Raw genomic sequence first — 24,329 nt, forward strand, 5'->3', positions numbered from 1 at the left:
CGGCCCCTCACGGCGCCGCGCATCTTGCGTCGTTCAGATCGCCGGCGCGGCCTTGATGCCGGCGTTGGGGATGTGGATGTCGATTTCCAGCGTCGAGGTGGTGGCGCCGCGATCCATTGTGATCTTAACGTCGTCCTGGTTGACCTGGACGTGCTTGGCGATGACCGCGATGATCTCCTCGCGCAGCACGGCGACGAGATCGGGCTGGTTGCGGTTGTTGCGCTCGTAGGCGAGCAGCACCTGCAGGCGCTCGCGCGCCACCGGTGCACTGCCGCCACGCTTGAAGAAGTCGAGGAGTTTCATGCCACTCTCCTTCCCAGAAGACGGTTAAGGAGACCTTTCTTCTCGACTGGCGTGACCATCGGCACGTCCTCGCCCTGCAGCCGCTTGGCGGCATCGGCATAGGCACGGGCAGCCGCATTGGTCGGCTCGTTCAGCGTCACCGGCGAGCCGACATTGGAGGCGCGCAGCACGCCCTGGCTCTCCGGGATGATGCCGAGCAACGGTACCGACAGAATCTCCAGCACGTCGTCGATCGAGAGCATCTCGCCGCGCGCTGCGCGGCCGGCATCATAACGGGTCACCAGCACGTGCTTGGTGACGCGCTCGCCCTGCTCGGCTTTTAGCGTCTTGGAATCGAGCAGGCCGATAATGCGGTCGGAATCGCGCACCGAGCTCACTTCCGGATTGGTGACGATGACGGCCTCGTCGGCGAAGCGCATGGCAAGCTGGGCGCCGCGCTCGATACCGGCCGGGCTGTCGCACAGCACGTAGTCGAACTTGTCCCTGAGCGCATTGATGACGCCGGCGACGCCTTCCTCGGTCAACGCGTCCTTGTCGCGCGTCTGCGAGGCCGGCAGCAAAAACAGCGATTCGACGCGCTTGTCGCGGATCAGCGCCTGCGCCAGCTTGGCCTGGCCCTGGGTGACGTTGACGAGGTCGAAGACGACGCGGCGCTCGGCGCCCATCACCAGGTCGAGGTTGCGCAGGCCGACGTCGAAGTCGATCAGTACCACCTTCTTGCCGGACTGGGCCAGCACGGCTCCGAGGGCAGCCGTCGAGGTCGTCTTGCCGACGCCGCCCTTGCCAGATGTGACGACCACTACCTTGCCCATTTTGTTGTCTCCGTTTGTCAATTGAGGGGCGCGACCTGGATGGCATTGTCTTCCAGATGGACCTGGATCGCCTTGCCATGCATCGACGGCTCCATGTCCTCGGCGGTGCGGTACCAGCCGTCGACGGCCAAAAGCTCGGCCTCGTTGCGGCGGCAGAAGATGCGGGCGCTGCGGTCGCCCCAGGCGCCGGCAAAGGCGCGGCCGCGCAGTGTGCCGTAGACGTGGATCGAGCCACCGGCGAGGATTTCGGAGCCGAAGCTCGCCGAGCCCATGACGATGACGTCGCCATGCGGGTGCACGATCGACTGGCCGGAACGCACCGGTTGCTCGACGATCAGCGTGTTCGATGGCGACAGCGGCGCCTTGGCGGCCTCCTCGGCCTTCGCCAGCGCCTCGGCGTCGACCTGTTCTTCCTCGATCATCGTCTTCCTGGCGCCGGCCAGCTTCGGCGGCAGCTCGTCGCCGAGCGAATCGATGTAGTCGGCCTCGATCGCATAGGTCCTGATTCCGCGCTCGGCGATCAGCGCCACCAGGGCGCCGATTTCGTCGGCCAGCGGCTTCAGCACATTGAGGTCCAGCACCACCGGCCGACCCTTGAAAAAGCCGGGAGAATTCTCGATCCAGCGGTCGAGATCCTGCAGCCACTGGTCCAGCGGCGCCTCGGGCACAAGCGCGAAGGCGACGAACGAACGGGCGCGAAAACGGATGGATTTGTTCTGCATCGGGGCGCAAATCACCGGCGGGACTTCAGGGAGGTCGGGGTGTAGGCGATGGTGAACGAAACGTAAACTGCAATTCGCCTTACAGCCTGCAATACGCCCGATGTGTTTCTTTTGCGCGACGGCACCGCGCCTGCGGCCTCGGCAATGCGGCAAGCGCCACCGCCGACCGGCACACGTTCACCGGATGTCTGGTCCGCCCTTGAGGAAGCCTTCCAGGCCCGTCGCCAGCGCATCGAAGACGGTCCGGTGGCGTGTCGTGGAGCGCATGTCCTGGTGCATCGCAATCCAGCATTCGACCTGGGGCTTGAAGGCATCGGCCAGGACACGCGTCAGTCCCGCGCGTTCTGCGATCGCCTGGTGGCAGACGCCGATGCCGCATCCCGACCTGATCGCGGCAAGCTGGGCCATGTCGCTGTCGCTGCGAACTGCAAACCGGTCACGCGTCACGGCAACCCCGCCGATCGCAAAGGTTTTGGTATAGGCCAGAGGCGTGTCGAACCCGACCAATGCGTGATCGAACAGCTCGGCGGAGGTGTCGGGTGCAGGGCTCTCTTCAAGATAGCGGGGGTGGGCGTAGAGACCCAGTTCGCTGCGGCCCACCAGCTTGGCAACCAACCCGGTTTGAACAGGGCGGGTCATCCTGACTGCAATGTCCGCTTCGCGGCGCAGCAGATCGTTGATCCGGTTGGAAACCGCGACCTCCAGGACAAGCCCTGGATGGACCTTGCGAATTCCAGCGAGGATCGGTCCTGTGAATTCGGCCGCGACCACCTCGCTCGTGGCGATACGAACCGTGCCGACGTTGCGGGCCAGCGGGCCGGATGCCGCTCGAAACAGGGCATCGGCTGCAGATGCCAGCGCCTCCGCCTCTTCCCTCATCGCCATCGCTTCGTCGGTCGGAAGCAACCCGTCCGGCGAGCGGGTGAACAGGGTGAGGCCGAGTGCTTCTTCCAACGCAAGGATGTGGCGGCTGAGCGTCGGCTGGCTCAGACCGATAGACCGAGCTGCAGCCGACAGCGAACCCTCTTTCAAGACGGCACAGAAGGAACGGTAGAGGGACCAATCGGGCGCGGCTTTCATTCAAAACTGAATAGCAGCTCTCCACTTTTATGCAATTTCAAGATCGCAACCCGTGGCTCATACCGTCCAGGCAACCCACTCAAATGCCGGACAACAACCGACCATGACACCCGCCAACGTAATCCCGTTCCAGATCTCGGTGCCCGATGACGTCCTCGCCGATCTCCATCGCCGCCTCGATCAGGCGCGGTTTGTCGAATGCCCCGGCGACTGCACCTGGGCATCCGGCATGCCGCAAGCCGAACTGCGTAATGTGCTCCATCATTGGCGCCACTTCGATTGGCGAAAGGCAGAAGCGGAACTCAACGGCATTCCGGCCTACCGAATGGACATCGACGGCATCGGCATCCACTTTGTCCATGTCCGCGGCCAGGGTGCGCGACGCATTCCGATCGTGCTGACAAATGGCTGGCCAAGCTGCTTCGTCGAGCTTCTTCCGCTCATCCCGCTGCTGACCATGGAACAGGACGGCCTGTCGTTCGATGTCGTGATCCCGTCCATACCCGGATACGGCTTTTCGGATCGGCCGACGTCATCAGGGATGAACATCACTGGGATCGCCGACCTCTGGGCGAAGCTGATGTCAAGCCTTGGCTACGAGCAGTTCCTCGCCCATGGCAGCGACATGGGTGCCGGCGTAGTCGAGCGGCTACGGGCAAATCATCATCACCGGCTCCTTGGCATCCACATGGTCAATGTATTCTCGGGATATCCCGCTGCCTCCGACCTCGACGACGAGGAGCGCGCGTTTCTGGACGTCGTCCCACAGTGGCGGATGGCGGAAGGCGCCTATGCGATGCTGCATGCCACCAAGCCGCGCACCATAGCAGCCGCTCTCAACGACTCGCCAGCGGGGCTGGCAGCCTGGATTGCCGAGAAATTCCAAAACTGGACGGATGACCGGAAGGTTTCGAACGACGTTCTCAGCACAATCCTGACCATCTATTGGGTCACCGAAACGATCGGTTCGTCGCAATGGCTCTATCGCGAAGCCTTCAGCGACCAGGGCGCGATGTCACCGCCACCCAGAAGCGGGGTTTCGGTGGCCGTCGCCATCTTCCCGCGCGACATCCTTCCTGCCCCGCAAAGCTGGGGCGAGCGCTGGTTCGACATCGAACAATGGACGGTGATGCCTTCAGGCGGGCATTTCCCGGCGCTGGAGCAGCCTGAATTGCTGGCGGCCGACATCAGGGCATTTGCCAGCCGCTTGTGAGGCACCTCGGGCGCGGCCGACAGAACCGGACTCGTTCGGGGCGTTGGCCGCACCTTCAGTAGCCCCCTGCGCAACGGTCTTGGCTCGATTGGCGGCGAGCCGAGACCAATCCTGGTTCCGCCTTCCCGCCAATTCGTCCACGCAGCCAACCCCTTCCCGCACCTTACGTTCCGGTAACTGGACAAACCGTCGAAAACATTGGCTTATCCTGAAATCGGCAGCACGAGGGGGGAGCGGGCAGCATGGATAAATTGACGGAAACACGCAGCAACACCGCGCTCTACTGGCTGTTCGCCATCTGCGCGGTCCTTGCCATCTTGGGCAGCCTGATCGCGCCCGACGACAGCTCGTCCTGGCGCTGGCTGCATTACCTCACCAAGCCGACGGCGACACTGCTTCTGCTTGTCGCCGTGTTGCGCGGCATGGGCTCGCGCGCCTATGGCCTGCCGATCGCTGTAGGCCTTGCCTTTGCCGCGGCGGGCGATTTCTTCCTGATGCTGCCGGGCGACTATTTCCTTGCCGGCCTCGTCTGCTTCCTGATCACCCACTGCGCCTACATCTGGGCATTGACCCGCGATAGCAGGTTCGGCCGCCACGTCACGATCTTCGCGCCGTTTGCCGTCATCGCAGCGGCCGTATTCGCGGGCCTGTGGTCGCATCTGCCCTCGCCGATGCGCATTCCGGTGGTGATCTATGCGCTGGTGCTCGTCGGCATGGCCGCCCAGGCGTTGTCGCGCGACCGCCAGCTTGCCGGCACGCCGGGGCAGCGGGCGGCACGCTTTGCCGCGTTCGGCGGCCTGTTCTTCGTGGTCAGCGACACAATGCTTGCTTATGGCCGGTTCCGCTGGAACATTCCCTACAATGCAATCTGGGTGCTCAGCACCTACTATGCCGCGCAGTATCTCTTCGCCCGCTCGACGGAAAACGATGCTGAAGCTTAACGACAGCCAGCCCGATCTCAGGGCGACCTTCGACACGCTGCGCGCCGCCTGGCTCGAGACGCGCCCGTCCTATGCCCAGCGCGTCGACGACCTCAAGCGCCTGCAGCGCGCCTTCAGCCAGCGCCTGAACGAGATGGTCGACGCAATCAGCGCTGATTTCGGCCACCGCTCGCGCCACGAAAGCCTGCTCGGCGAAGGCAGCGTCGTGCTGTCGGAGATCAAGCACACGCTGCGCAAGCTGAAGTCGTGGCTGAAACCCGAGCGCCGTTCGGCCGGCTGGAAACTCCTGCCGGCCAGCGCCGAGATCCGCCACGTGCCGCTCGGCGTGGTCGGCGTCATCGCGCCGTGGAACTATCCGGTGAACCTGGCGCTCACCCCGCTCGTCGCTGCCATAGCCGCCGGCAACCACGTCTTCCTTAAACCCTCGGAGCACACGCCGCGCACGGCGGCCTTCCTGCAGTCGTTGCTATCAGAAGTCTTCCCGGCGTCGCGCGTGGCCGTAGCGCAAGGCGGCGCCGAGCTGTCGGCGGCCTTCTCCGAACTGCCCTTCGACCACCTGTTCTTCACCGGCTCGACGGCTGTCGGCCGCAAGGTCATGGCGGCCGCCGCCCGCAACCTGACGCCTGTTACGCTCGAGCTCGGCGGCAAGTCGCCGGCCATCATCGCCCCCTCGGCCAATCTCGAACGCACGGCCCGGCGTATCGCCACGGGAAAATTCTTCAACGCCGGCCAGACCTGCATCGCGCCCGACTATGTGCTGGTGCCGAAGGACAAGCGCGACGAACTCGTCCGCCTGGTCAGGCAGGAGGTCAGCGCCCGCTACAACGACAAGCAGGGTTTTGACGACTACACCTCTGTTATCAATGACGGCCAGCTCACCCGCCTCAACGGCCTGCTCGACGATGCTGCCTCGCGCGGCCACGAACAGGTTTCGCTGCTTGACGCGACCTCGCTGCCTTCAAGCCGTCAGCGCCTGCTGGCGCCAATCGCCGTGCTCGACCCCGCGCCCGACAGCGCCGTCATGCGCGACGAGATCTTTGGCCCGATCCTGCCGATCGTGAGCTATGCCGCGCTCGACGAGGCGATTTCCTATGTCGTGGAACGCGACCGCCCGCTGGCGCTCTACTGCTTCGGCGACGACAAGGCCGAGATCGAGAGCATGCTGTCACGCATCGTCGCCGGCGGCGTCTGCGTCAACGATACGCTCTACCAGTTCGCCTGTGCTGACCTACCCTTCGGTGGCGTCGGCGCCTCGGGTATGGGCCACTATCACGGCCGCGAGGGTTTCCTCACCTTCTCCAAGGCAATGCCAGTGCTGCGCAAATACGAACCCTCGGCCAGCGACCTGATCCGCCCGCCCTACAAGGGCCTGACCGACTGGATTGTGCGGCTGGTGACCAAGCTGCACTGACCCAGAAGCGTCACCGCTGCCTTCGGTGATAGGTGAGCGCCATCGCCAGGCAGATCGCCAGTGGTGCCTTAGGCAAGGGTTCGTCGGCGTCGAACAGGATCGCCCTGTTGCCCTCGTAGGTGAAGACATCGCCGAAATGGGCGCGAAAACTGTCGACCAGCGTCGTGCGGCAGTTGAAATACACCGCGCATGTGCGGCCGCCCGTCTTCGGGCAGCCCAGTCGTATGGTGGTGGCGCTGCCGCTGGCTTCGGTCAGGTAGGCCGGCTCGCCCCATTTCAGCGTTTCGCTTAGAGGCCCGACGCCCGGAGTCTCGGCAGCCGTCGACAGGATCAGCGAGCGAACCTCAAGCAGCCGCGCCCGCACCGGCGCCGGAAAGGCGGCGAAAGCCGCTGCAACCGCCTCGGGCATCGCCGTTTGACGCGCAGCCGCGCCATCCATGTCAGCCTGAAGACGATCCATCATGTCGGCCCGGTGCATCATCGCGTGCGTCCTGCTTGCATGATCGCATGAGGCGGATTGACAAATCCTGCTGAAATTCAGGCGCCCGGCAGGCCTTGTTGCCGCCTGCCTGGCTCACTTCATGAACAGCAGTGCCATGCCGGCGACCACCAATGCCGCACCCGCCCAGGCACCGCCGGCCGGGCGCTCGCCAGTCTTCGCCCACAGCATCGGCAGGATGATCACCGGCGACGTCGCCGACAGCGTCGAGACGATGCCGACCTTGCCCCCGGACAGCGCAAACAGCAGCAGCGTCATGCCGATGGCGAGCGCGATGAAGCCGGTCAGCGCCGTCAGTGCCGCCACCTTCCAGGTCAGCGGCCCCTTCGGCTTCACCGCGGGGATCGGCAGTTGCAGCAGCACCGTCAGGCAGAAGGCCGCGATGCCGACGCGCATCATCGACGCCAGGAACGGGTCGATTCCAGTCGCCATGATCGGCCGCGCGATGATCGAGCCGATCGCCTGGCCGGTTGCGGCCCCCAGCCCGAGCGCCACACCGATCCACAGCGGCCCCTTCACCGTCTCCCAGGCGTGCAGCTGGTCGCGGCGCTTGCCAAACAGGATCGCCAGCAGCACGCCGGCGCAGGTCAGCCCGATGCCGGCGGCGGCCTTTGCCGAAAGATCCTCGCCCAGCATCAGCCAGCCAAGCACAGCAGCAATCGGCGCATTCAGCGCAAACAGGATGCCGGAGCGGCGCGGGCCGAGCCGGTTCAGAGCCGCAAACAAAAGCGTGTCGCCGGCGAAGATGCCGATCAGCCCCGACAAAAGCAGCGGCCCGGCAACGCTGGCGTCGAGCTCGCGCCATGTGCCTGTCGCCAGCACATAGATCGCCAGCAAGCCGGTGACGAAAAGCTGACGCAGCCGGTTGAATGCCGGCGCGCCGAGATGGCCGGCAGGCCCGGCCGAAATCAGCCCGGTAACGGCCCAGCATGTCGCGGCACCCAGTGCTGCAATCTCATAAACAGGCATCGGCGACTCGGCTGGCAAGAGGTCTGAAAACAAAGAGATAGCAGAGACTAGACCGGGGTGAAACGCGCTCCAACCATTCGTCTACCCCGAACGATTCAACCGATATTACGCGTTGGATTGATGGAAAGCCGGCGCATAGCTTGCACCTGAAACTGACAGGTCCAAGCCCATGAACGCTCTAACCCGAACCGAAACCGCAATCCCCGCCAGCCGCAGCCAGGCAGGGCGCAATGCAGTGCGCAGTGGTCACGACGGCGCCAAGCTGCTGCCCGGGTTGCTGCTTGCCGCAGGTATCGCCGCCCTCGCCTTCGCGCTTCGCCACCTGCCCGGCCTTGGCAATTTCAGCCCGATGATCATTGCGATCGTGCTGGGCATCGCCTTCCACAATCTGGTCGGCACCCCGGCGCGCGCCAGGCCTGGCGTGGCGTTTTCGATGCGCAAGGTGCTGCGTTTCGCCATCATCCTGCTTGGCTTGCAGCTGACGGCAAGCCAAGTCGCCGAGGTCGGCATCACTGGAGTGGTCATCATCGCCGCCACGCTCGTCGCCACCTTCGCCTTCACCCTGTGGCTCGGCCGGCTGCTCGGCGTCGAGCAAAAACTTGCTGAACTGATCGCCGCCGGCACCTCGATCTGCGGCGCATCCGCCGTCATCGCCACCAACACAGTGACCAGGGCGCCCGACGAGGATGTCGCCTATGCCGTTGCCTGCGTCACCGTCTTCGGCTCGATCGCGATGTTTGCCTATCCGCTGCTGCCCGGGCTGCTGCATCTCGGCCCGCATGCCTATGGGTTGTGGGCAGGTGCGTCGATCCACGAGATCGCCCAGGTCGTCGCAGCCGCCTTCCAGGACGGCCAGCAGGCCGGCGAGTTCGGCACCGTGGCAAAACTCACCCGTGTCATGATGTTGGCACCTGTCGTGATCGCGCTCGGCCTTGCCGCCCGCCAGCGTGCGCGGTCGTCGCGGGCAACGCACGCCGGCGCAACTGCCCCGATGCCGTGGTTCGTGCTCGGCTTCGTCGCCATGGTCGGCGTCAACAGCCTGGTCGACATTCCGGTGGATGCGAAGACATGGATCGTCGCCCTCACCACCTTCCTGCTCACCATGGCGCTTGCCGCCATGGGGCTGGAGACCGACATCCGCAAGCTCCAGGCCAAGGGACTCCGTCCACTCTTTCTTGGTCTGGCCGCGTTCCTTTTCATCGCGACTTTCTCTCTAATGCTGGTCAAGCTTCTGGGCTGAGACCGAAAGGAAAGCCGTGACCCTCGAACAGCTCCGGATCTTCGTTGCGGTCGCCGAACGCGAACATGTCACCCAGGCCGCTCAGGCGCTGAATCTGACGCAATCGGCGACAAGCGCCGCGGTGTCGGCACTGGAGGCGCGTTACCAGACCAAACTGTTCGACCGCGTCGGCCGCCGCATCGTGCTGACCGACGCCGGCCGCATCTTCCTGTCCGAGGCGCGCGCCGTGCTGGCCCGCGCCGGTTCCGCCGAAGTGGTGCTCGCCGATCTCGCTGGCCTGAAGCGCGGGTCGCTCAAGCTCGCCGGCAGCCAGACGGTCGCCAATTACTGGCTGCCATTGGTCGCCCATCGTTTCCAACAGCGTTTTCCCGGCATCGCGCTCGGCATCACCATCGGCAACACCGAGACGGTTGCGGCACAAATCCATGACGGCTCGGCCGATCTCGGCTTCGTCGAGGGCGAGGTCGACGATCCGGCACTGGCCATCGAAGCGGTCGCCGAAGACGAGCTGGTGTTGGTCGCCGTCACCGGTCATCCATGGACCGTCACGCCGCCATCCTCTCCCGAGGAGCTGAAGTCGCAGCGCTGGATCGTGCGCGAGCAGGGCTCGGGCACGCGGGCCCATTTCGAAGCGATACGGGCGTTGCGCGGCGTCGAAACCGGCAGCCTCGACATCGCGCTCGAACTGCCATCGAACGAGGCCGTGCGCGCGGCGGTGGAAGCAGGCGCCGGGGTCGCCATCATGTCGCGGCTTGTGGCGCATGCTTCGCTCAAGGCCGGCACGCTTGTCGCCATCGACTTTGCCCTGCCCAAGCGCAGCTTCTTCGTGCTCCGTCACAAGGAGCGTTATGCCACCCGCGCCGCGCGCGAATTCCTCGCGCAGGTGAAGGGCGATACGCAAGGCATCGGCGCCTAGCTCGGGCGACTTCACTTGCTCTCGCCGGCCTGTTTGAAAAGCCCCAGCAGGTCGATCGGCAGCGGAAACACCACCGTCGACGAGCGCTCGCCCGAGATGTCGTGCAGCGCCTCGAAGTAGCGCAGCTGCATCGCCTGCGGTTCCTTGGCCAGCATCCTGCCGGCCTCGACCAGCTTTTGCGCCGCCTGCTGTTCGCCCTCGGCATTGATCACCTTGGCGCGGCGCAGCCTTTCGGCCTCGGCCTGCTTGGCGATCGCGCGGATCATGCTCTCGTTGAGGTCGACATGCTTGATCTCGACATTCGTCACCTTGATGCCCCAGGCGTCTGTCTGCTGGTCGAGGATCTCCTGGATGGCGCCGTTCAGCTTGTCGCGTTCCGCCAACATCTCGTCGAGTTCGTGCTTGCCGAGCACCGAGCGCACCGTGGTCTGCGCCAGTTGGCTGGTTGCCGCCATGTAATCCTCGACCTTGATGATCGCGCGCTCGGGATCGACGATGCGGAAATACAGCACCGCATTGACCTTCACCGAGACGTTGTCGCGCGAGATCACATCCTGTGGCGGCACGTCCTGCACCACCACGCGCAGGTCGACCCGCACCATCTGCTGGACAAAGGGGATCAGGATGATCAGCCCCGGCCCCTTCACCCCGGTGAAGCGTCCGAGCGTGAAGACGACGCCGCGCTCATATTCCCTGAGAATCTTGATCGCCGCCGAAAGGAACATGACCACGACGAGCGCGAGTATCAGATAGGCGATGTAGCCGACCATCATTGCGATTCTCCTGGCTTTTGCACATTCCGGCGCCGGAGCGTCAGCACGAGGTCCTCGACCCCGGTGACTTCGGCGCTATCGCCAGGTGCGAGCGGCTCGTCGGCCCTCGCCCGCCAGCGTTCGCCCTGGGCGAAGACATGGCCCTCGCCCGCCGACCAGTCGATGATCTCGACCGGCAGGCCGTTCATCGCCTTTGCGCCGACGCGCGAAGGCCGGTGCCGCGCCGCCCAGAAATAGCTGCCGGTCAAGAGCGCCAAGCCAAGCGTCAGCGCGGCGGCGGTGCCGATCAGCAGCCACGATATTTCAAAACCGGGGCCCTGAACCAGAAGCAGCATCGCAGCCCCCAAAAGGAAGGCCACCAGGCCGCCCAGCCCCAGCACCACCGTAGGGTTGAACGCCTCCATGACCAGGAAGGCGAGGCCAAGCAGCATCAGGGCGAGACCGGCATAGTTGATCGGCAAAAGGTCGAGCGCATAAAGCCCGAGCAGCAGCGCCACGGTGCCGATGACACCCGGCGCCACCATGCCAGGGCTCGAAAACTCGAAGACAAGGCCGTAGACGCCGACCAGCAGCAGGATCACGGCAACGTTCGGATCGGTAATGATCGCAAGCAGGCGGATCAGCCAGCCAGGTTCGATGACCTCGACCGGCAGCTCCCTGGTCGCCAGCACCTCCTTCTTGCCGGCCACATCGACCATGCGGCCATTCGCCTGCTGCAGCAGATCGGCGGGGTCGTGCGCAACGAGGTCGATGACATGATCTTGCAGCGCCGCGTTGGCCGACAGGCTGGCTGCCTCGCGCACCGCCTTTTCGCCCCAGTCGGCATTGCGCCCGCGCAGTTCAGCAAGCGAGCGGATCAGGGCAACCGCGTCATTGGTGACCTTGGCCATCATCGGGTCGCCAGCAGGCTGACCGGTCTTCTTGTCCTTGTCGTCACCGCCCGGCAACGTCGGCGTGCCGCCGAATTCGACAGGAGTTGCTGCCCCCAGATTGGTGCCCGGCGCCATCGCCGCCACATGGGTAGCATAAAGGATATAGGTGCCGGCACTTGCCGCGTGACCGCCTGATGGTGCGACATAACCGATGACGGGAATGGGCGACGCCAGGATGTCGGCGATCATCTCGCGCATCGAGGTGACGAGCCCGCCGGGCGTGTTCATCTCGAGGATGACGACCGAGGCGTTGCGCTTGGCCGCCGTCTCGAGGCCTTCCTTGAGCTGCCTTGCGCTGGCCGGACCGATGGCGCCATCGATGACGATGGTCAACGCCACCTTCGCCCGGCCGCTGTCTTCTCCGATCGAGGAAGAGGCAGTAAAGGCCGCAGCGGCGACAAGCGCCACGACGAAAAGGGCCAAACGCGCGAGTTTCACGCTCAAAGCTCCACATCGTAAGATATGGGCACGCTTTGCGCGAAGTCCAATCTGCGCGTTTGGACTGCCGTCAGCTGAACTTCAGCACAGCCTCGACTTCATCGTCATAGGTCTCGCCGGTCGTGACGAATCCGAGGCGCTTGTAGAAGCCTTCCGGGCTCGCCTCGCCCAGCCCATAGCTGGTGAAGAGTTCTGAAAAGCCCCTCGCCTTCATCTCGCGGACGACGAGCGCGATCGCCTTTTCGCCAAAGCCCATGCGCTGGAACGGTCCCGCGATCATGAAGCGCCACAGGAAGGCGCCTGGGCAGTCGATGACGTCGTAGTCGGAACCGATATGCAGCATGACGAAGCCAATCGGCACGTCGTCGGCATAGACGGCACGGAACCATGCGTTTTCGGAAAAATGCGCCTCGGCGATCGACATGGCGTTGTCGGCCACCTTGTTGCGCTGGGCCTCGCTCAGTGTCTCGCTGAGATCGCAGATATCGGAGACGGTCTGGGAGGTGATGCGGCGCAACGAGACTTCGGCGGCCGAATTGATCTGTTCGGTCATGGCACTTTCCATGCTGGGATGTCTGACCCGGCAAATGCCGGCGCGGTTCGTGTCGTCCGCCAACGGGTTGGGCTGTTGCCCGGAGCGCACATAAATTCGGATTTCGAGGTCGTCAAGTAATGCACAGTGCAATTTATGTATTGCACCAGAACATCAAACAACAGTATGAGCCTCGGCCCGACGCAAGAACCACTTGCTTCGGCAAACACAGCAACATGTCGGGAATAAATCCTGACATCACTAATTTATTATCCTGGAATGGAGGGTCGAATGGCGCGCATCGCAACAATCATGATCGAGATCGACGCACCCACCATCTCAACAGGATATCTGCTCCGTGAAAACAGGCACAGAAAACTACATCGATAGCGCCATCATCTGGGCTATCTCCCAGCTCGGCAACGAGCACTACTGCTTCCGCTGCCTCGCCTTCGTCGAGGACGCCTATGAAGAGAGCAACGCCATCGAAGTCTTCGGCGGCTCTTCCGCCAAGGAATCGGCCGACGAATACGGCGTGACCGGCATCCCGTCAGGGCGAGCCGCCGCGCGGCGCCTTCGTTTTCTTCGACATGACCGGCGAGCTGTTCGACATCACGACCAACTGGGGCCATGTCGGGCTTTGCCTCGGCGACGGCCGCATCGTCCACGCCTGGGACGAGGTGCGCATCCATGACATCCGCGCCGTCGAGGCACTGGAGCCCGCCGAAGGCTGGACCCAGCCGCGCTACATCGGCTGGGCGCCCGTCGAGCGCATCCTGCAGGGCCACAAGGTCAGGTAAGTCAGGCATCCGCGGCCACGGCCCCATGGCCGCGGATGCCTTTTTCGACGCTATAGGCTTCTTGTTCCCCCTCCTGCCAGCAATGACCGGCAGGAGAGATCGCAGTTCCTGGAAATTGACTGCAAGCTTGGCGTCGATCTTGGTCCGCTAGCAGCAGAAGCGGAAAAGCCACTTCCGGTTCAGCAAAGCGGAGCTGGCAACAAGCGCCTAGAAGCTGACCGCCAGCTTGGCGTCGATGCCGTGGTCGGAAGCACCGTTGCTCAGCTGGCCGGTGTAGCTGATGCCCAGCTTGGCCTTCGGCGCGATGTCGAAGTCGATGCCGGCGCCCAGAACCGCTGCGTTCCTGGCGATCGGCGTGCCCGCCACCTCGAAGCCGTCGGAGCCGGCGAAGGCCATCGACGAGACCGGCGTGACGTCGCCGAAGGCATGGCGCCAGCCGATCGTGCCGCGCACTGTGGCATTCACCGCGCCGAGTGCGGCATCGGTCGAGGCGCGAACACCCAGCGTCGTGAAGGTGACGTCATTGCTCGTTGCCTGGCTCGACAGTGCCGCTGCTCCGCCCGTCTCGGTGAAGGCGTCGGTGCGCAGGTTGACATAGGACAGGTTGGAGAAGCCTTCGATGGCGAAGCGCCCTGCATCGACCTTGTAGCTCGCCTCGCCGAACAGCTGTGCGGTGCCGCCGTCATACTTGGCCGTCAGCGCATCCGAGAAGCCCGTAAACGCCACCGAGCGCGCGGTGTCGAAGCGGTGCCAGCTGTAGGTCGCACCCGCCGTCAGGCCAAAGGCGCCAACCCGCGTGCCGGCAGTGATGCCGACATGATAGTTGTCGCTGCTGCCATTCGAAGAGCCGTCCGCTGCGTCGAAGGACGAGCGGCTGTAGCCGGCCAGCACGCCGACGCGCCAGCTGTGCCCGACCATCGCGTCGGCGCCGCCGACAAGACCGCCTGAGCTGCGGTCGAAGCCCATCGCATTGCCGTCGCCGTTCGTGCTGCCCCACGAACCGAAGGCGCGGCTCCACAACGCGAAGCGGTCGGTGTCGGCAGGTGCCAGTTCCAGACCGCCATCGCCATAGGCCATCACGGGCATGCTGGCCGCAGTCGTATCGCCAAACGCCTGGTCGATACGGCTGGTGGCAACATCGAGCAGCACGCCGCCGTCCTGCATCATCATGCCTTGCGTCGACGCATGCACCTCGCCCGACAGCTGGCCAAACGCCTGCTGCGCGCTGGCCTCGTCGAGATTGACGACCGCCGCGTAGGCCGCATTACCGAAACCGGTGCTTTCAAGTGCTGCGGCAGCCGCCTTCTGGTTCGGCGTCGTGCCGACATCGGCAAATGTGATGTCGTTGCGATTCAGCGTCAGCGTCACATCATTGGCACCGTAAGCCAGCGACGGATCGAGGAAGGCAAGGTTCGAGCTCACCTCGGCAAACGAACCGGTCACGCCACCGTCGGCGGTGACGATCTTGTAATGCGTCTGTGGTGCATAGTTGTTGCCGGTTGCCAGCGTCAGCACCGAGCCGCCCTTCAGGATCGCCTTGCCAGTGGCTGCAACCTTGTCGCTCTCGCCTTTGTCGTTGGCTTCGACCTCGAATTTCGACCCTGCCTCGAAGGTGATGTCGCCTGAAATCTCGATCGTGCCGATCGAATTGCCGGGCGAAAGCGTACCGCCCGAGGCGACCACCGTGTTGCCGAGCGTGCCGATGCCACCGAGCATGCCGCCGGCGCCGATCGTTACCAGCTTCGACGAAGCGATCGAGCCCTGCACCGAAAGCGCGCCAGCCTTGACGATGGTTTCGCCGGTGTAGCTGTGGCTACCATCGAGCAGCAGCGTGCCAAGACCGAGTTTGGTCAGGTTGCCTGTGCCCGAAATCGCCTTGTTGATGCCAACAACATTGCTGGCAGCGGCGATGTCGAGCGAACCGCCGCCCGCCTCCAGCACGACGCTGCGACCCAGCACATGCATGTCGGTGCCTGAAACCCTGAGGCTGCCGCCATCGAGCCGGAGCTTCGCCTGTTCGCCACCGAGAGCCGCGTCCTCCTCGACGATCACAGTGCCGCCATCGGCGACCCTGGTTTCGCCGATGAAGCTGTGGTCATCGATGCAATAGTCGCGGATCGCCTGCTGGAAGCGCGCATCGGTGCTCTTGCAGTCGAGCAGCGTCTTCTTTTCGGCATCCGTCAGGCCGGTCAGGATCGGCATGCCGTTGTCGTCGGAGATCTGGCCGAGATAGACGTCGTCGCGCATGTTGTTGCGCGATAGGAAGAACTCCTTGCCCTTCTCGCCGAAGGTCGAGGCATCCTTGCCCCACACCAGTCGCGTCTTGGCGGTGCCATTGTCATCATAGGTCTCGAGCTGCGGCCCGACCCAGCGCAGATTGTGCGCCACCGGTTCGTGGTCCGACATCGGCGTCTTCGAGCCATCCGGATTGGTGACATAGCTGACGTCGGTGATGACGCCGAGATAGGGGTCAGTCGGATCGTCCTTGATCGTCCACCATTTGCCGAACGGCCGCGAGGCCAGGAAATGGTCGATCTTCACCCGGTGCCAGCTGCCCCAGGTGTTGGTCGCGTCCTCGCCATGCGATGGCCAGGTCACCGAGCCGTCATTCAGTGCATGCGGCGAAAACTGCTCGCGCTCGTTGGGCAGCTGCAGCAGCTGGTACTGCTTTTTCAGGATGTTCATCGTCTGCGGCAGGTTGCCGGCCACCGGGTACATCTCGTCGGCGAACAGGCCGGACGGCACCGTCGCAGCATCGATCTGCGATCCGGGCTTGCCCTTCCACTGGGCGATGAAGGCGTCGAGCTGGGCCTGGTCCTTGGCGTATTGCTTGAGCAGGCTGAGGTAAAACGCGTTGGTCGGGTTCTTGGTGTAGATCCTGAGCAGCCGCTCCTGCTGGCTGATCGAGTGCAGGCCACGCTCCGACACGTCGCCAGCGTTGAAATCGCCGGTCAGGATCAACGGCCCCGTTTGTGCCTTCGCCCAGTTGTTCAGCGCCTTGGCCTGGCTGATGCGGTTGGTCGGCTCGTCATAATAGTTGAGATGGGTGGTGCCGACGATCGTCTGCGGCCGCTTGGCCGTGGCGTCGACCTTGGTGTAGGTCGCAACCGCACCCGAGGTGAAGGCGCCGAACGTGCCCGGCAGGCGCGAAAAGACACCGACGTCGCTGTCCTGGCGCGTGCCGTAGGTGCCAAGGCCGGCAGCTTGCATCAGGCCCGGCAAATCGCGAGCATAGGTGCTGTTGGCGCGGAACTCCTGGAAGGTCAGGACGTCGTAATTGCCCTTGATGAAGAAATCAGCCGCGACCGCAGGGTTGGGCTTGAAGCGGTCGAGCCAGGTGTTCAGCGTCAGGATCCTGATCGAATCCTCCGCCGCCTGTGCTGTCATCGCCGACATCGCCAATGTCGTGCCGCACAAAAGTGCCGCAGCAAGCACGCGCAAGCGTCTGTGGTGCTGGCCGGATGTGCCGGCTGGCTGTTCGGCCGTGCCGTTGTGGATCGTCGTCATCGCGTCACTCCGTTTTTGCGATGCGACCGCGCATTGTCACAAAACCGCCAGGGCCAGCGTGCGAATGACATGTTGCGGTCACTGAAAAGTACGAAAACGGACACTAGTGATGGTAGATGTCACTTTTACAACATTTTCGGAAATGGATACGATTCCTGAAATGAACCGCGCGGCGGCTGGCATTGCGGATGAAACCGCCCGACTATTTTGCTAGCTAGGATCGTGGAGACCGGATCGCAGATGCCCCAAACCGACGGACCTGGCATGGACACGGACAACAAGAAATCGGCCCGTCAGGCCCAGCTGCTCGGCTATCTCGAGAAGAACCACTACGTCTCGATCGAGGAGATCACCACGCTTTACGGGGTGACCACCCAGACCGCGCGTCGCGACATCATGGCGCTCGAACAGGGCGGCAAGGTGCGGCGCCTGCATGGCGGGGCGACGATTTCAGCGCCGGTCGATCCTGCGGTGCTGCGCCAGCGCCGTGTCGAAAACGCCGCCGCCAAGGAGCGCATCGGCAGCCTGGCCGCCGAACTGGTGCCCGATGGCGCCGCCGTTTTCATCGACACCGGCACCACTTGCGAGGCGGTGGCGCGCGCGCTGGTCAAGCGCCGCGACCTGCGCGTCGTCACCTATTCGCTGCGCGTCGCAACGACGCTCAGCGAAAGCACCAATTTCGCCATCGCCGTGCCCGGCGGCTTCGTGCGCCAGGTCGACGGCGGCGTCTTCCGCGAGGAAACGTCGGAATACATCAGGCGCTTCAAGTTCGACGTGGCCATCATCTCGGTCAGCGGCGTCGACCATGACGGCGACATCGGCGACGACGACCATGCCGAGGTCGCTGCCGTCTCCGCCGCCATGGGGCAGTCCGCGCGCACCATCATGGCCGTCGACAGCTCGAAATTCGGCCGCCGTGCCCTTGTCCGCCTCGGTTCGCTTTATGACATCCACACGCTCGTCACCGACACGCTGCCGGAGGAGCACCTGCTCGCCCGGCTGCGCGACAGCGGCGTCGAGATTTGCGTCTAGATCACGCGCAACGAGGCTACGCCGGAGCTGCCTCGGCATACTGCGGCAGGCCATCATCGAGCTTGAGCCAGGGCTGCTTCGACGACACCCAGATATGCATGGTCGGGGCAAACAGGTCGGGATCGTCGAGCGAACCCGACGTCACCGCCAGCACGCCTGCGGATTCGCGCCCAGACAGCACTGTCGTGCCGCATTCGGCGCAGAAGCTGCGCTTCACGCCTGGCGACGACAACGCCGTTTTCACCGGCCCGCTCATCGCCACCTGCTCGGCGCGGAACATCAGCCGCGCGTTGAACGCGGCTCCAATCGCCTTCTGGCAGCTGCGGCAATGACAGACGCGTTCGTTCAGCGGCTCTGCTTCCACGGCGTAGCGCACGGCCCCGCACATGCAGCCGCCTTGATATCGTTGCGCCATGTCAAAACCCCTCACCTGAGATACCGCTGTTGCGGCATCAGGCATAAGGTGCAGTGCTGTCGATTGTCGATGAAAAAGGTGGGGTGACTGCCTCAGGCGGCAGTCACATCGCAGATTGCGGCTTTACGCGCAAAGCGACGTGCACGACGCATTGGCCGTGCGGAAAGCCAGGCGGCTCTGCCTACGGGCGCTGGCCCGCGAGGATACGCTTTCCCAGACCTGGGCGCCCGAAGTGGCGTGGCGCGCCAGAAGACGAATGTCGTCGGGGCAATAGCCGTCGCGTTCCATGACCTTCAGGATGATCGGATCCTGCAGCAGGTCTTCAAGTGTCAATTCATGCTGGTCGTCCATAGTCGCCTCCATCCGTGACCATTTCGACATTGCTCAACATAGCCCCGAACCATGACCGCCGAATGGCGGATCGGTGACACGAAGCAGGTATTTTCCCGAACGGCGAAAAAACCTCTCGCTGTCGACCAAACCACCCTTGGGGCCGTTCGGTCCGCCGCTCCCGCCCAACGGCTCAAGCGGCAATAGGCCTTGTCATCCAATGGCTTGCGTCAAAGGCGCGCCCCGCCTTTTCACGCCGGTCTCAGCTGTTCACCAGCTTATGCGGGCCTGCGGCATGCCATACATCAGCCGCGAAAACTCGTCGCCGGTGACGTGCACGAGGGTGCGGTGGTCGCCGCCCTCGAAATAGACGTCGCTGCCGCGGCGCAACTGCTCGTCGACCACGCACGCCACCCTGTAGGGCACGCCGAGGATCGGCACCGCACCTTCGTCGCAATCGGGAAACAGCGAGCTCGCCTCGTCTTCGGTCGCGAGCCGCACCTTGTCGCCGATGATCTCGCGCATGCGGGCAAGATCGACATGGCGCGTTGCCGGCAGCACGGCCAGCACGTAGCCGTCCTCCCATTTCAGCACCACGCCCTTGGCCAGCGCGCTGCCGGGCACATGGCTCGCCTCCGCCGTCATCATCGAGCAGCCAGTGCGCGCATGCTTGGCGGCATCGTAGCGGATGTGGTTGTCTTCTAGATATTCCTGCATCGTCAATGAGATAGCCATGACCACTTCCTTTCGTGGCATCATCGCGTCACTGCGGCCTGCATGTAGAAAGCGGCATCAAGTGCCGCGCGGCAAATCGGGCCGCATCATCGCCAGCTCATTTTCGATCAGTTTGCTGGCCGCATCTCCGACACCCCGAAAGGGGCATTCTCAGCGTGCGGGGAAGATACCATCCGAAGCCGTGGTCCGGCAAGGAAATTGGCCGGGCGCCGCCGATTTCTGGCGGGCGCCCGGCCAGGGGGCCTACTGCGATTCCTTGACCTGCTCGTCCCAGGTCTTCACCTTGGTCTCGCCATTGAGGAAGGGCAGCACCGTCGTTGCCAGTTCCGGCGCGAAGAACACGTCGTAGTGGGTGCGGTTGGGAATGATCGCGAGCCGGTTCTGCGACATGTTCTCGCGCATCCAGCCGGCATCCTTCAGCCCGCCGCCGAGCAGCTGGTAGAACTTCACGATGTGCTCGGGCCGGTACATGTCGCTGTCGCCATAGACCAGCATCACCGGCATCTTCAGCGTCTTGACGTCTTCGGCCCAGTCATAGGGCTGGCGCATGAACTCGCCCATCTGGTCGAGCAGCTTCGGGAAATCCTCGACCTTGGGCGCTACTGCGGCATAGGTCTGGTACATCGGCGTCTGCTTCATCATCTCGGCCATACCGGCGCCGACCTGGGCCTGCATCGGCAGCATTTCGGGATAGAAGCCGTCCTGGGCATAGGCCGCCGATACCAGCGCCAGCCGGCGCACCGTCTCGGGATGCTGCACGGCCAGGCGGAAAGCGACGCCAGAGCCGAAGGAATAGCCAATCGCGTCGACCTTGTCGTAGCCGAGCTTCTTGACCAGCCTGGCCATGTCGTCGCCCATGTCGATCATGCTCATCTTGCGGTCGGTCAGCGCCGTGCGGCCATGTCCGTAAAGATCGACGGCAATCACCTGCCGGTTCTTCGACAGCGCTGGCAGCACCGGCCCGAACATGTCGATCGAACCCAGCCCGCCATGCAGCAGAAGCAACGGCTCGCCCTCGCCGCGGATCTCGTAATAGTAGTTCACGCCATTGATCTCGGCATGGCCACTCTTGACGCCTGCATCGCCTGGCTTCGCCGTCTCGGCCATAGCCGCTCCTCCCGTCACAACTGCAAATGCCGCCGCCGCCAGCATGGTGATGAAACTGCGCTTGTTCATGTCCTCGTCCTCCCGCTGTCCAAGCCTCGTGGCTCTTGCCTCTAGGACGAACGACGCGGCTGGATGCCGACATCGTGGGAGAAATTTTCCACGGAAGGAAGATTTTGTGCGTGGGCGCGCGACAGCAAACCTTCAATGCCTCATTCCTTCCCACCCCCCCTCTGCCCTGCCGGGCATCTCCCCCGCAAGGAAGGAGATCAGGCCTGCATCTGCCCCGCGGCCTATCACCAATTTCGCCAATGCCGCTGCGCTCTTCCCTGCAACGTAGCAGAATGAGCGCCGCCGGCGACGCGACCAATCTCCCTCCTTGTGGGGGAGATGGCCGGCAGGTCAGAGGGGGGGCGAAGGATCACTAGGCCAGCCAAAGGTTGGCTTGCTAGGGCACGACCAAACCTATCGTCATCGCCGAAAGCGAAACGCGGCGGAGCTTATCCGGGACCCTTTGACTGGATCAAACTGCGCCCCCCTAGGAATCGAAAAGGCCAGGTGCGCCGAACCTGGCCTCTTCGCAATCAGGGCAAAAGCCCTCAGATCGTCTTCGCCAGCGCCTCGAGCTGATCGGCACACTGGCCCCAGCCTGCGTGAAAGCCCATCTTTTCGTGTGCTTCGCGGTCCTCGACGCTCCAGTGGCGGGCGGTGGCGGTGTAGCGGGTCTTGCCGCCGCCGATGTCCTCGAAGGTCACGGTCGCTGCCATGAACGGCTTTTCGGATGGCTTCCAGGCTTCGGTGAAGGCGTCGGTGAAGACCAGCTTCTCGTTTGGCACGACTTCGAGATAGACGCCCGAGCTCGGATAATCGACGCCCTCGGGGCTGCGCATGGTGACGGCACTCGTGCCGCCGGGGCGCACGTCGAGCTTGGCGCTAGCCGTCGTCCAGGGCAGCGGCGCGAACCATTTCGGCAAAAGTTCCGCGTCGGTCCAGCAGCGATAGAGCTTTTCGCGCGGCGCATCGATGATGCGGGTCAGGACCAGTTCGCGATCGTTGGCAGAAGTCATTGGGTAGTCTCCTCGTTGAAATCAGCTTTCGGACCTAGGACGAGCCAGCCCCGCCCGATCCGACAGCCCTTCAGCAAAAAATCTTCCTAATGTTTCCGCGCCTGCACGAGATAGGAATCGATGTCGGTTTCGCCGAGCCAGCGCGCCGCCTCGAGCCGGTGCAGGCCCTCGACAAGCACGTAACGCTTGCCGTCATGGCGTACCTGGATCGGCGTCTTCATGCCGTTCTCGACGATGTCCTCGGCGAGATGGCGCACGGTTTCGGGATGCAGCGTCTTCTTGCGCGCCGTGGGCACATAGATGTCGTCGAGCGGTATCTTCTGGACTCTGAGCATGGGGCCTCCCGGCAGTGCGATGCAGCGTCTCACAGATAGGACGTCTTGCTGCATCGGCCAAGCAGGGCAGTGGCTTAGCCGGCATCAGGTGGAAGGCGGGGTCAGCTCTTTTTCTTGGCGGCGCGGCGTTTTGCGTCATCGATCATCATGTTGGCGAGCTGCATGCGCACCATGGCGCGCTGGCGCAGATGCGGCGCCACGCGGTCGGGGTGGTTGGCGAGCGCAAAGATGCGGCGCAGCCTGGCGAGATCGGCCGGCTTGGCTTCGGCAAGGCCGAGCTCGGCGGCGATGGCGTCCGGGTCGATCGACGGTGGTTCGGGTGCCGGGGGCTCCAGGGGACCGGCTACAGCTTCGACGGCGTCGGCCACAGCCTTGGCCCTGACCATGTCGAGCAGCGAGACGAACTCGTCCTCGAGTGCCTCGCCCGCCTCGCGATAGCCGGCGGCCGCGGTCTCGCCCGAGACGCGGATGCGTCCGGAATGCAGCTCTTCGGCAACGGCGAGATAGTCGAATGGAATGGTCGGCGCGGGCGCAATCTCGCCGGGCTCGGTCGCGACGAACAGGTCGTCGAGCAACGAAGCGAAGTCGCGATTGATCTCGGTGCCCATGCAAGGCCCTCCGCACGAAACGGCATGATACGGCAATATTTGCCGGAACCATAATCAGGCTCGGTTAAAAATCGTTTCGAGGCGTCAGCGGCATCTTAGAAAATGTCGGCAAAAAAAATCGGGCCGCATGGGGGGTAATATATGCGGCCCGAAGTCGCCTTTCGGCGAGGAAAGCCGGCAATACCGGCTACTCAGCTACGAAACCGGCACCACGTTTGTTACGCCGGTGGCGGAAAAATTTTCTACACTGCATGGCAGCCATGCCGATGCTGCACTGCACAATCGCGCCGGAATCACCTATATGTCGCTTCGGGAGGACAAACCGGAGCCTGAGTGATGGGTTTCTATACCGAATTGTTCGCCCGCCCTCGCCCCAAGGAACAGGTCCGCTATCGTGCGGCACTTGCCTTGCTGAACGCGATGAACTCGGCCGACCGCGCCGACATCGGCATCAAGCCAGCCGATTTTCCCCGCATCGCCCGCGAAATGTCGACGCGCCAGGCATGATGGTCCCGCGCGTCACTGCTCTGCCGCAATCGATGATGCATCATTGCGGCAGGCAGGAGATTCGCGATGAGGACTTTTTCGAAACGGGCAGCTTTGACCGCCGCTCTGACCAGCCTCTGGTCGTTCCAGGCACTGGCCGCCGATCTGCCCTATCTCGATGACCGATCCGACGCGGCCGCCGTGGTGCGCTCGCTCTACAATGCGGTCAGCCGCAAGGAATATGCCCGCGCCTGGGACTATTTCGGCGAAGCCAAGCCCGCCAAGGATTTTGCCGAATTCGCCAAGGGTTATGAGGCGACCGAGCGCGTCGAGGTCGAGACGGGCGCCGTAAGCTCGGATGGTGCTGCCGGCTCGATCTTCTACAACATCCCCCTCGCCATCCGGGCCGTCGACAAGGACGGCACCGAGAAGGTTTTCGCCGGCTGCTACACCGCCCGGCAGGTCAACGGCTCGAACCAGGAACCGCCCTTCACTCCGATCCAGCTCGAAAAGGGCGAGTTGAAACCGGCCGAAGGCAATCTTGCCGACGCGCTGCCCAAACAGTGCGGCGATGCCCCGCCTCCCGAAACCGACGCCGTTCTCGACCTCGCCACCAAGACGTTCGCGGCGAGCCACAATGCCCAGTGCGACGTCGCCCGCGAGGGTGAAGGCGCGACCCAGAACTACAAGATCTCCTACCACAACAAATCGGACGCCGCCGACGCGCCAGCGAGCGAAGCCCGGCTGTTCCGCTTCTTCTGCCAGATGGGCGCCTACAACGAGACCCACGTCTATTATCTCTGGAACGAGGCCGACGGGCTGAACGAGCAACATTTCGCAGCGCCCGAGCTCGACATCCACTACGAGGGCGACAATCCCGACGGCAAGCTCGAGAGCGTCAACGTCATCGGCTACCGTTCCGAAAACGCCCTGGTCAATTCGTCCTTTGACGAAAAGACGATGACGATCACCTCGCACGCCAAGTGGCGCGGCGTCGGCGATGCGTCGTCCGACGGCACCTGGCTGTTCCGCGACGGCGCCTTTGCGCTGGTCCGCTACGACGTCGACGCGTCGTATGACGGCGAGATCAACCCCGAGACCGTGCTCGACTACAATTCGGGGCCTTGAG

At 63.8% G+C, this 24,329-nt stretch carries 27 protein-coding genes; 10 read left to right on the top strand and 17 right to left on the bottom strand.

Annotated features, from left to right (window positions below):
• Positions 1-33 precede the first annotated feature (33 nt).
• The 4 genes from minE to ACSQ3E_RS13930 all read right to left on the bottom strand — a co-directional run bounded on the left by minE (position 34) and on the right by ACSQ3E_RS13930 (position 2,917).
• On the bottom strand, positions 34-303 hold the full coding sequence (gene minE / locus ACSQ3E_RS13915) for a cell division topological specificity factor MinE (RefSeq protein ID WP_310327120.1): 270 nt from the start codon (positions 301-303) through the stop codon (positions 34-36).
• On the bottom strand, positions 300-1,115 hold the full coding sequence (gene minD / locus ACSQ3E_RS13920) for a septum site-determining protein MinD (protein ID WP_310327118.1): 816 nt from the start codon (positions 1,113-1,115) through the stop codon (positions 300-302). Before minD ends, minE begins: the two co-directional genes overlap by 4 nt.
• 17 nt (positions 1,116-1,132) lie before the next feature.
• Positions 1,133-1,837 carry a septum site-determining protein MinC gene (minC, locus tag ACSQ3E_RS13925; RefSeq protein ID WP_436123132.1) on the bottom strand — a complete coding sequence of 235 codons (705 nt, stop codon included), beginning with the start codon at positions 1,835-1,837 and terminating at the stop codon, positions 1,133-1,135.
• Positions 1,838-2,014: 177 nt separating this feature from the next.
• Positions 2,015-2,917: a LysR family transcriptional regulator gene (locus ACSQ3E_RS13930; RefSeq protein ID WP_436123133.1), complete on the bottom strand. Its 903-nt coding sequence runs from the start codon at positions 2,915-2,917 to the stop codon at positions 2,015-2,017.
• A 103-nt stretch (positions 2,918-3,020) separates the two neighbouring features.
• Here ACSQ3E_RS13930 and ACSQ3E_RS13935 point away from each other — a divergent pair, with 103 nt between their 5' ends.
• The 3 genes from ACSQ3E_RS13935 to ACSQ3E_RS13945 all read left to right on the top strand — a co-directional run bounded on the left by ACSQ3E_RS13935 (position 3,021) and on the right by ACSQ3E_RS13945 (position 6,482).
• Entirely contained in the window at positions 3,021-4,130 is a 1,110-nt protein-coding gene (locus ACSQ3E_RS13935; protein ID WP_436123134.1) for an epoxide hydrolase family protein, read from the top strand.
• A 242-nt stretch (positions 4,131-4,372) separates the two neighbouring features.
• Entirely contained in the window at positions 4,373-5,071 is a 699-nt protein-coding gene (locus ACSQ3E_RS13940; RefSeq protein WP_436123135.1) for a lysoplasmalogenase, read from the top strand.
• Positions 5,058-6,482 (top strand): coniferyl aldehyde dehydrogenase, encoded by a 1,425-nt coding sequence (locus ACSQ3E_RS13945; RefSeq protein ID WP_436123136.1) that lies wholly within the window; start codon positions 5,058-5,060, stop codon positions 6,480-6,482. Before ACSQ3E_RS13940 ends, ACSQ3E_RS13945 begins: the two co-directional genes overlap by 14 nt.
• Positions 6,483-6,492: 10 nt before the next feature.
• On the opposite strand, the gene ACSQ3E_RS13950 is transcribed toward ACSQ3E_RS13945, so the two are convergent.
• Together ACSQ3E_RS13950 and ACSQ3E_RS13955 are read right to left on the bottom strand one after the other, a co-directional pair.
• Positions 6,493-6,963: a DUF1801 domain-containing protein gene (locus ACSQ3E_RS13950; RefSeq protein WP_436123137.1), complete on the bottom strand. Its 471-nt coding sequence runs from the start codon at positions 6,961-6,963 to the stop codon at positions 6,493-6,495.
• Between the two features lie 93 nt (positions 6,964-7,056).
• The gene (locus ACSQ3E_RS13955) at positions 7,057-7,950 is read right to left on the bottom strand and encodes a DMT family transporter (RefSeq protein ID WP_436123138.1); all 894 of its coding nucleotides are present in this window, start codon (positions 7,948-7,950) and stop codon (positions 7,057-7,059) included.
• Positions 7,951-8,215: 265 nt separating this feature from the next.
• Between ACSQ3E_RS13955 and ACSQ3E_RS13960 the strand changes: the two genes are divergently transcribed.
• Both ACSQ3E_RS13960 and ACSQ3E_RS13965 read left to right on the top strand, forming a co-directional pair.
• Complete coding sequence (locus tag ACSQ3E_RS13960) at positions 8,216-9,190, top strand: YeiH family protein (protein WP_436123363.1); 975 nt, start codon at positions 8,216-8,218, stop codon at positions 9,188-9,190.
• A 16-nt stretch (positions 9,191-9,206) separates the two neighbouring features.
• Positions 9,207-10,106, top strand: coding sequence for a LysR family transcriptional regulator (locus ACSQ3E_RS13965; protein WP_436123139.1), 900 nt, complete (start codon positions 9,207-9,209; stop codon positions 10,104-10,106).
• A gap of 11 nt (positions 10,107-10,117) precedes the next feature.
• On the opposite strand, the gene ACSQ3E_RS13970 is transcribed toward ACSQ3E_RS13965, so the two are convergent.
• The 3 genes from ACSQ3E_RS13970 to ACSQ3E_RS13980 all read right to left on the bottom strand — a co-directional run bounded on the left by ACSQ3E_RS13970 (position 10,118) and on the right by ACSQ3E_RS13980 (position 12,802).
• On the bottom strand, positions 10,118-10,879 hold the full coding sequence (locus tag ACSQ3E_RS13970) for a slipin family protein (RefSeq protein WP_436123140.1): 762 nt from the start codon (positions 10,877-10,879) through the stop codon (positions 10,118-10,120).
• On the bottom strand, positions 10,876-12,249 hold the full coding sequence (locus tag ACSQ3E_RS13975) for an NfeD family protein (RefSeq protein ID WP_436123141.1): 1,374 nt from the start codon (positions 12,247-12,249) through the stop codon (positions 10,876-10,878). Before ACSQ3E_RS13975 ends, ACSQ3E_RS13970 begins: the two co-directional genes overlap by 4 nt.
• Before the next feature lie 70 nt (positions 12,250-12,319).
• A complete protein-coding gene (locus ACSQ3E_RS13980) occupies positions 12,320-12,802 on the bottom strand; it encodes a GNAT family N-acetyltransferase (protein WP_436123142.1) in 483 nt (160 codons plus the stop codon).
• Between the two features lie 569 nt (positions 12,803-13,371).
• Between ACSQ3E_RS13980 and ACSQ3E_RS13985 the strand changes: the two genes are divergently transcribed.
• Positions 13,372-13,581, top strand: a complete 210-nt coding sequence (locus tag ACSQ3E_RS13985; protein WP_436123143.1) for a hypothetical protein — start codon at positions 13,372-13,374, stop codon at positions 13,579-13,581.
• A gap of 207 nt (positions 13,582-13,788) precedes the next feature.
• On the opposite strand, the gene ACSQ3E_RS13990 is transcribed toward ACSQ3E_RS13985, so the two are convergent.
• A complete protein-coding gene (locus ACSQ3E_RS13990) occupies positions 13,789-17,088 on the bottom strand; it encodes an autotransporter domain-containing protein (RefSeq protein WP_436123144.1) in 3,300 nt (1,099 codons plus the stop codon).
• Positions 17,089-17,352: 264 nt separating this feature from the next.
• Here ACSQ3E_RS13990 and ACSQ3E_RS13995 point away from each other — a divergent pair, with 264 nt between their 5' ends.
• The gene (locus ACSQ3E_RS13995; RefSeq protein ID WP_436123145.1) at positions 17,353-18,120 is read left to right on the top strand and encodes a DeoR/GlpR family DNA-binding transcription regulator; all 768 of its coding nucleotides are present in this window, start codon (positions 17,353-17,355) and stop codon (positions 18,118-18,120) included.
• 16 nt (positions 18,121-18,136) lie between these two features.
• Here the strand turns inward: ACSQ3E_RS13995 and ACSQ3E_RS14000 are convergent, their stop codons facing one another.
• The 7 genes from ACSQ3E_RS14000 to ACSQ3E_RS14030 all read right to left on the bottom strand — a co-directional run bounded on the left by ACSQ3E_RS14000 (position 18,137) and on the right by ACSQ3E_RS14030 (position 22,714).
• Positions 18,137-18,535, bottom strand: coding sequence for a GFA family protein (locus ACSQ3E_RS14000; protein WP_436123146.1), 399 nt, complete (start codon positions 18,533-18,535; stop codon positions 18,137-18,139).
• 123 nt (positions 18,536-18,658) lie between these two features.
• Entirely contained in the window at positions 18,659-18,886 is a 228-nt protein-coding gene (locus tag ACSQ3E_RS14005; protein WP_067961344.1) for a hypothetical protein, read from the bottom strand.
• A 249-nt stretch (positions 18,887-19,135) separates the two neighbouring features.
• A complete protein-coding gene (locus ACSQ3E_RS14010) occupies positions 19,136-19,600 on the bottom strand; it encodes an aminoacyl-tRNA deacylase (protein WP_310327065.1) in 465 nt (154 codons plus the stop codon).
• 243 nt (positions 19,601-19,843) lie between these two features.
• Positions 19,844-20,776 (bottom strand): alpha/beta fold hydrolase, encoded by a 933-nt coding sequence (locus tag ACSQ3E_RS14015; RefSeq protein ID WP_436123147.1) that lies wholly within the window; start codon positions 20,774-20,776, stop codon positions 19,844-19,846.
• 527 nt (positions 20,777-21,303) lie between these two features.
• Positions 21,304-21,771, bottom strand: coding sequence for an SRPBCC family protein (locus tag ACSQ3E_RS14020; protein ID WP_436123148.1), 468 nt, complete (start codon positions 21,769-21,771; stop codon positions 21,304-21,306).
• A gap of 86 nt (positions 21,772-21,857) precedes the next feature.
• Complete coding sequence (locus tag ACSQ3E_RS14025) at positions 21,858-22,106, bottom strand: ParB N-terminal domain-containing protein (RefSeq protein ID WP_184768988.1); 249 nt, start codon at positions 22,104-22,106, stop codon at positions 21,858-21,860.
• Positions 22,107-22,207: 101 nt separating this feature from the next.
• Complete coding sequence (locus ACSQ3E_RS14030; RefSeq protein ID WP_310327054.1) at positions 22,208-22,714, bottom strand: hypothetical protein; 507 nt, start codon at positions 22,712-22,714, stop codon at positions 22,208-22,210.
• 127 nt (positions 22,715-22,841) lie between these two features.
• Here ACSQ3E_RS14030 and ACSQ3E_RS14035 point away from each other — a divergent pair, with 127 nt between their 5' ends.
• The 3 genes from ACSQ3E_RS14035 (at position 22,842) to ACSQ3E_RS14045 (ending at position 24,328) form a co-directional block, all read left to right on the top strand.
• Complete coding sequence (locus tag ACSQ3E_RS14035; RefSeq protein WP_436123149.1) at positions 22,842-23,051, top strand: hypothetical protein; 210 nt, start codon at positions 22,842-22,844, stop codon at positions 23,049-23,051.
• The gene (locus ACSQ3E_RS14040; protein ID WP_154383983.1) at positions 23,051-23,221 is read left to right on the top strand and encodes a hypothetical protein; all 171 of its coding nucleotides are present in this window, start codon (positions 23,051-23,053) and stop codon (positions 23,219-23,221) included. Before ACSQ3E_RS14035 ends, ACSQ3E_RS14040 begins: the two co-directional genes overlap by 1 nt.
• 66 nt (positions 23,222-23,287) lie before the next feature.
• Positions 23,288-24,328, top strand: a complete 1,041-nt coding sequence (locus ACSQ3E_RS14045) for a DUF1176 domain-containing protein (RefSeq protein WP_436123150.1) — start codon at positions 23,288-23,290, stop codon at positions 24,326-24,328.
• The last annotated feature ends 1 nt before the right edge of the window (position 24,329 follow it).

Origin of the sequence: Aminobacter sp. LjRoot7, from assembly GCF_964252895.1 — a bacterium.
GTDB classification, from domain to species: Bacteria; Pseudomonadota; Alphaproteobacteria; order Rhizobiales; family Rhizobiaceae; genus Aminobacter; species Aminobacter aminovorans_B.

Excerpts from the sequence above, each read along its gene's own strand:
- ACSQ3E_RS14010 (WP_310327065.1), bottom strand. The coding sequence starts at position 19,600 with ATGGCTATCTCATTGACGATGCAGGAATATCTAGAAGACAACCACATC.
- ACSQ3E_RS13930 (WP_436123133.1), bottom strand. The coding sequence starts at position 2,917 with ATGAAAGCCGCGCCCGATTGGTCCCTCTACCGTTCCTTCTGTGCCGTC.
- ACSQ3E_RS14020 (WP_436123148.1), bottom strand. The coding sequence starts at position 21,771 with ATGACTTCTGCCAACGATCGCGAACTGGTCCTGACCCGCATCATCGAT.
- ACSQ3E_RS13940 (WP_436123135.1), top strand. The coding sequence starts at position 4,373 with ATGGATAAATTGACGGAAACACGCAGCAACACCGCGCTCTACTGGCTG.
- ACSQ3E_RS13970 (WP_436123140.1), bottom strand. The coding sequence starts at position 10,879 with ATGATGGTCGGCTACATCGCCTATCTGATACTCGCGCTCGTCGTGGTC.
- ACSQ3E_RS14015 (WP_436123147.1), bottom strand. The coding sequence starts at position 20,776 with ATGAACAAGCGCAGTTTCATCACCATGCTGGCGGCGGCGGCATTTGCA.
- ACSQ3E_RS14045 (WP_436123150.1), top strand. The coding sequence starts at position 23,288 with ATGAGGACTTTTTCGAAACGGGCAGCTTTGACCGCCGCTCTGACCAGC.
- ACSQ3E_RS13980 (WP_436123142.1), bottom strand. The coding sequence starts at position 12,802 with ATGACCGAACAGATCAATTCGGCCGCCGAAGTCTCGTTGCGCCGCATC.
- minD (WP_310327118.1), bottom strand. The coding sequence starts at position 1,115 with ATGGGCAAGGTAGTGGTCGTCACATCTGGCAAGGGCGGCGTCGGCAAG.
- ACSQ3E_RS13990 (WP_436123144.1), bottom strand. The coding sequence starts at position 17,088 with ATGACGACGATCCACAACGGCACGGCCGAACAGCCAGCCGGCACATCC.
- ACSQ3E_RS13985 (WP_436123143.1), top strand. The coding sequence starts at position 13,372 with ATGACCGGCGAGCTGTTCGACATCACGACCAACTGGGGCCATGTCGGG.
- ACSQ3E_RS13995 (WP_436123145.1), top strand. The coding sequence starts at position 17,353 with ATGGACACGGACAACAAGAAATCGGCCCGTCAGGCCCAGCTGCTCGGC.
- ACSQ3E_RS14030 (WP_310327054.1), bottom strand. The coding sequence starts at position 22,714 with ATGGGCACCGAGATCAATCGCGACTTCGCTTCGTTGCTCGACGACCTG.
- ACSQ3E_RS14025 (WP_184768988.1), bottom strand. The coding sequence starts at position 22,106 with ATGCTCAGAGTCCAGAAGATACCGCTCGACGACATCTATGTGCCCACG.
- minC (WP_436123132.1), bottom strand. The coding sequence starts at position 1,837 with ATGCAGAACAAATCCATCCGTTTTCGCGCCCGTTCGTTCGTCGCCTTC.
- minE (WP_310327120.1), bottom strand. The coding sequence starts at position 303 with ATGAAACTCCTCGACTTCTTCAAGCGTGGCGGCAGTGCACCGGTGGCG.
- ACSQ3E_RS13955 (WP_436123138.1), bottom strand. The coding sequence starts at position 7,950 with ATGCCTGTTTATGAGATTGCAGCACTGGGTGCCGCGACATGCTGGGCC.
- ACSQ3E_RS14005 (WP_067961344.1), bottom strand. The coding sequence starts at position 18,886 with ATGGACGACCAGCATGAATTGACACTTGAAGACCTGCTGCAGGATCCG.
- ACSQ3E_RS13950 (WP_436123137.1), bottom strand. The coding sequence starts at position 6,963 with ATGATGCACCGGGCCGACATGATGGATCGTCTTCAGGCTGACATGGAT.
- ACSQ3E_RS14000 (WP_436123146.1), bottom strand. The coding sequence starts at position 18,535 with ATGGCGCAACGATATCAAGGCGGCTGCATGTGCGGGGCCGTGCGCTAC.
- ACSQ3E_RS14040 (WP_154383983.1), top strand. The coding sequence starts at position 23,051 with ATGGGTTTCTATACCGAATTGTTCGCCCGCCCTCGCCCCAAGGAACAG.
- ACSQ3E_RS14035 (WP_436123149.1), top strand. The coding sequence starts at position 22,842 with ATGGGGGGTAATATATGCGGCCCGAAGTCGCCTTTCGGCGAGGAAAGC.
- ACSQ3E_RS13945 (WP_436123136.1), top strand. The coding sequence starts at position 5,058 with ATGCTGAAGCTTAACGACAGCCAGCCCGATCTCAGGGCGACCTTCGAC.
- ACSQ3E_RS13935 (WP_436123134.1), top strand. The coding sequence starts at position 3,021 with ATGACACCCGCCAACGTAATCCCGTTCCAGATCTCGGTGCCCGATGAC.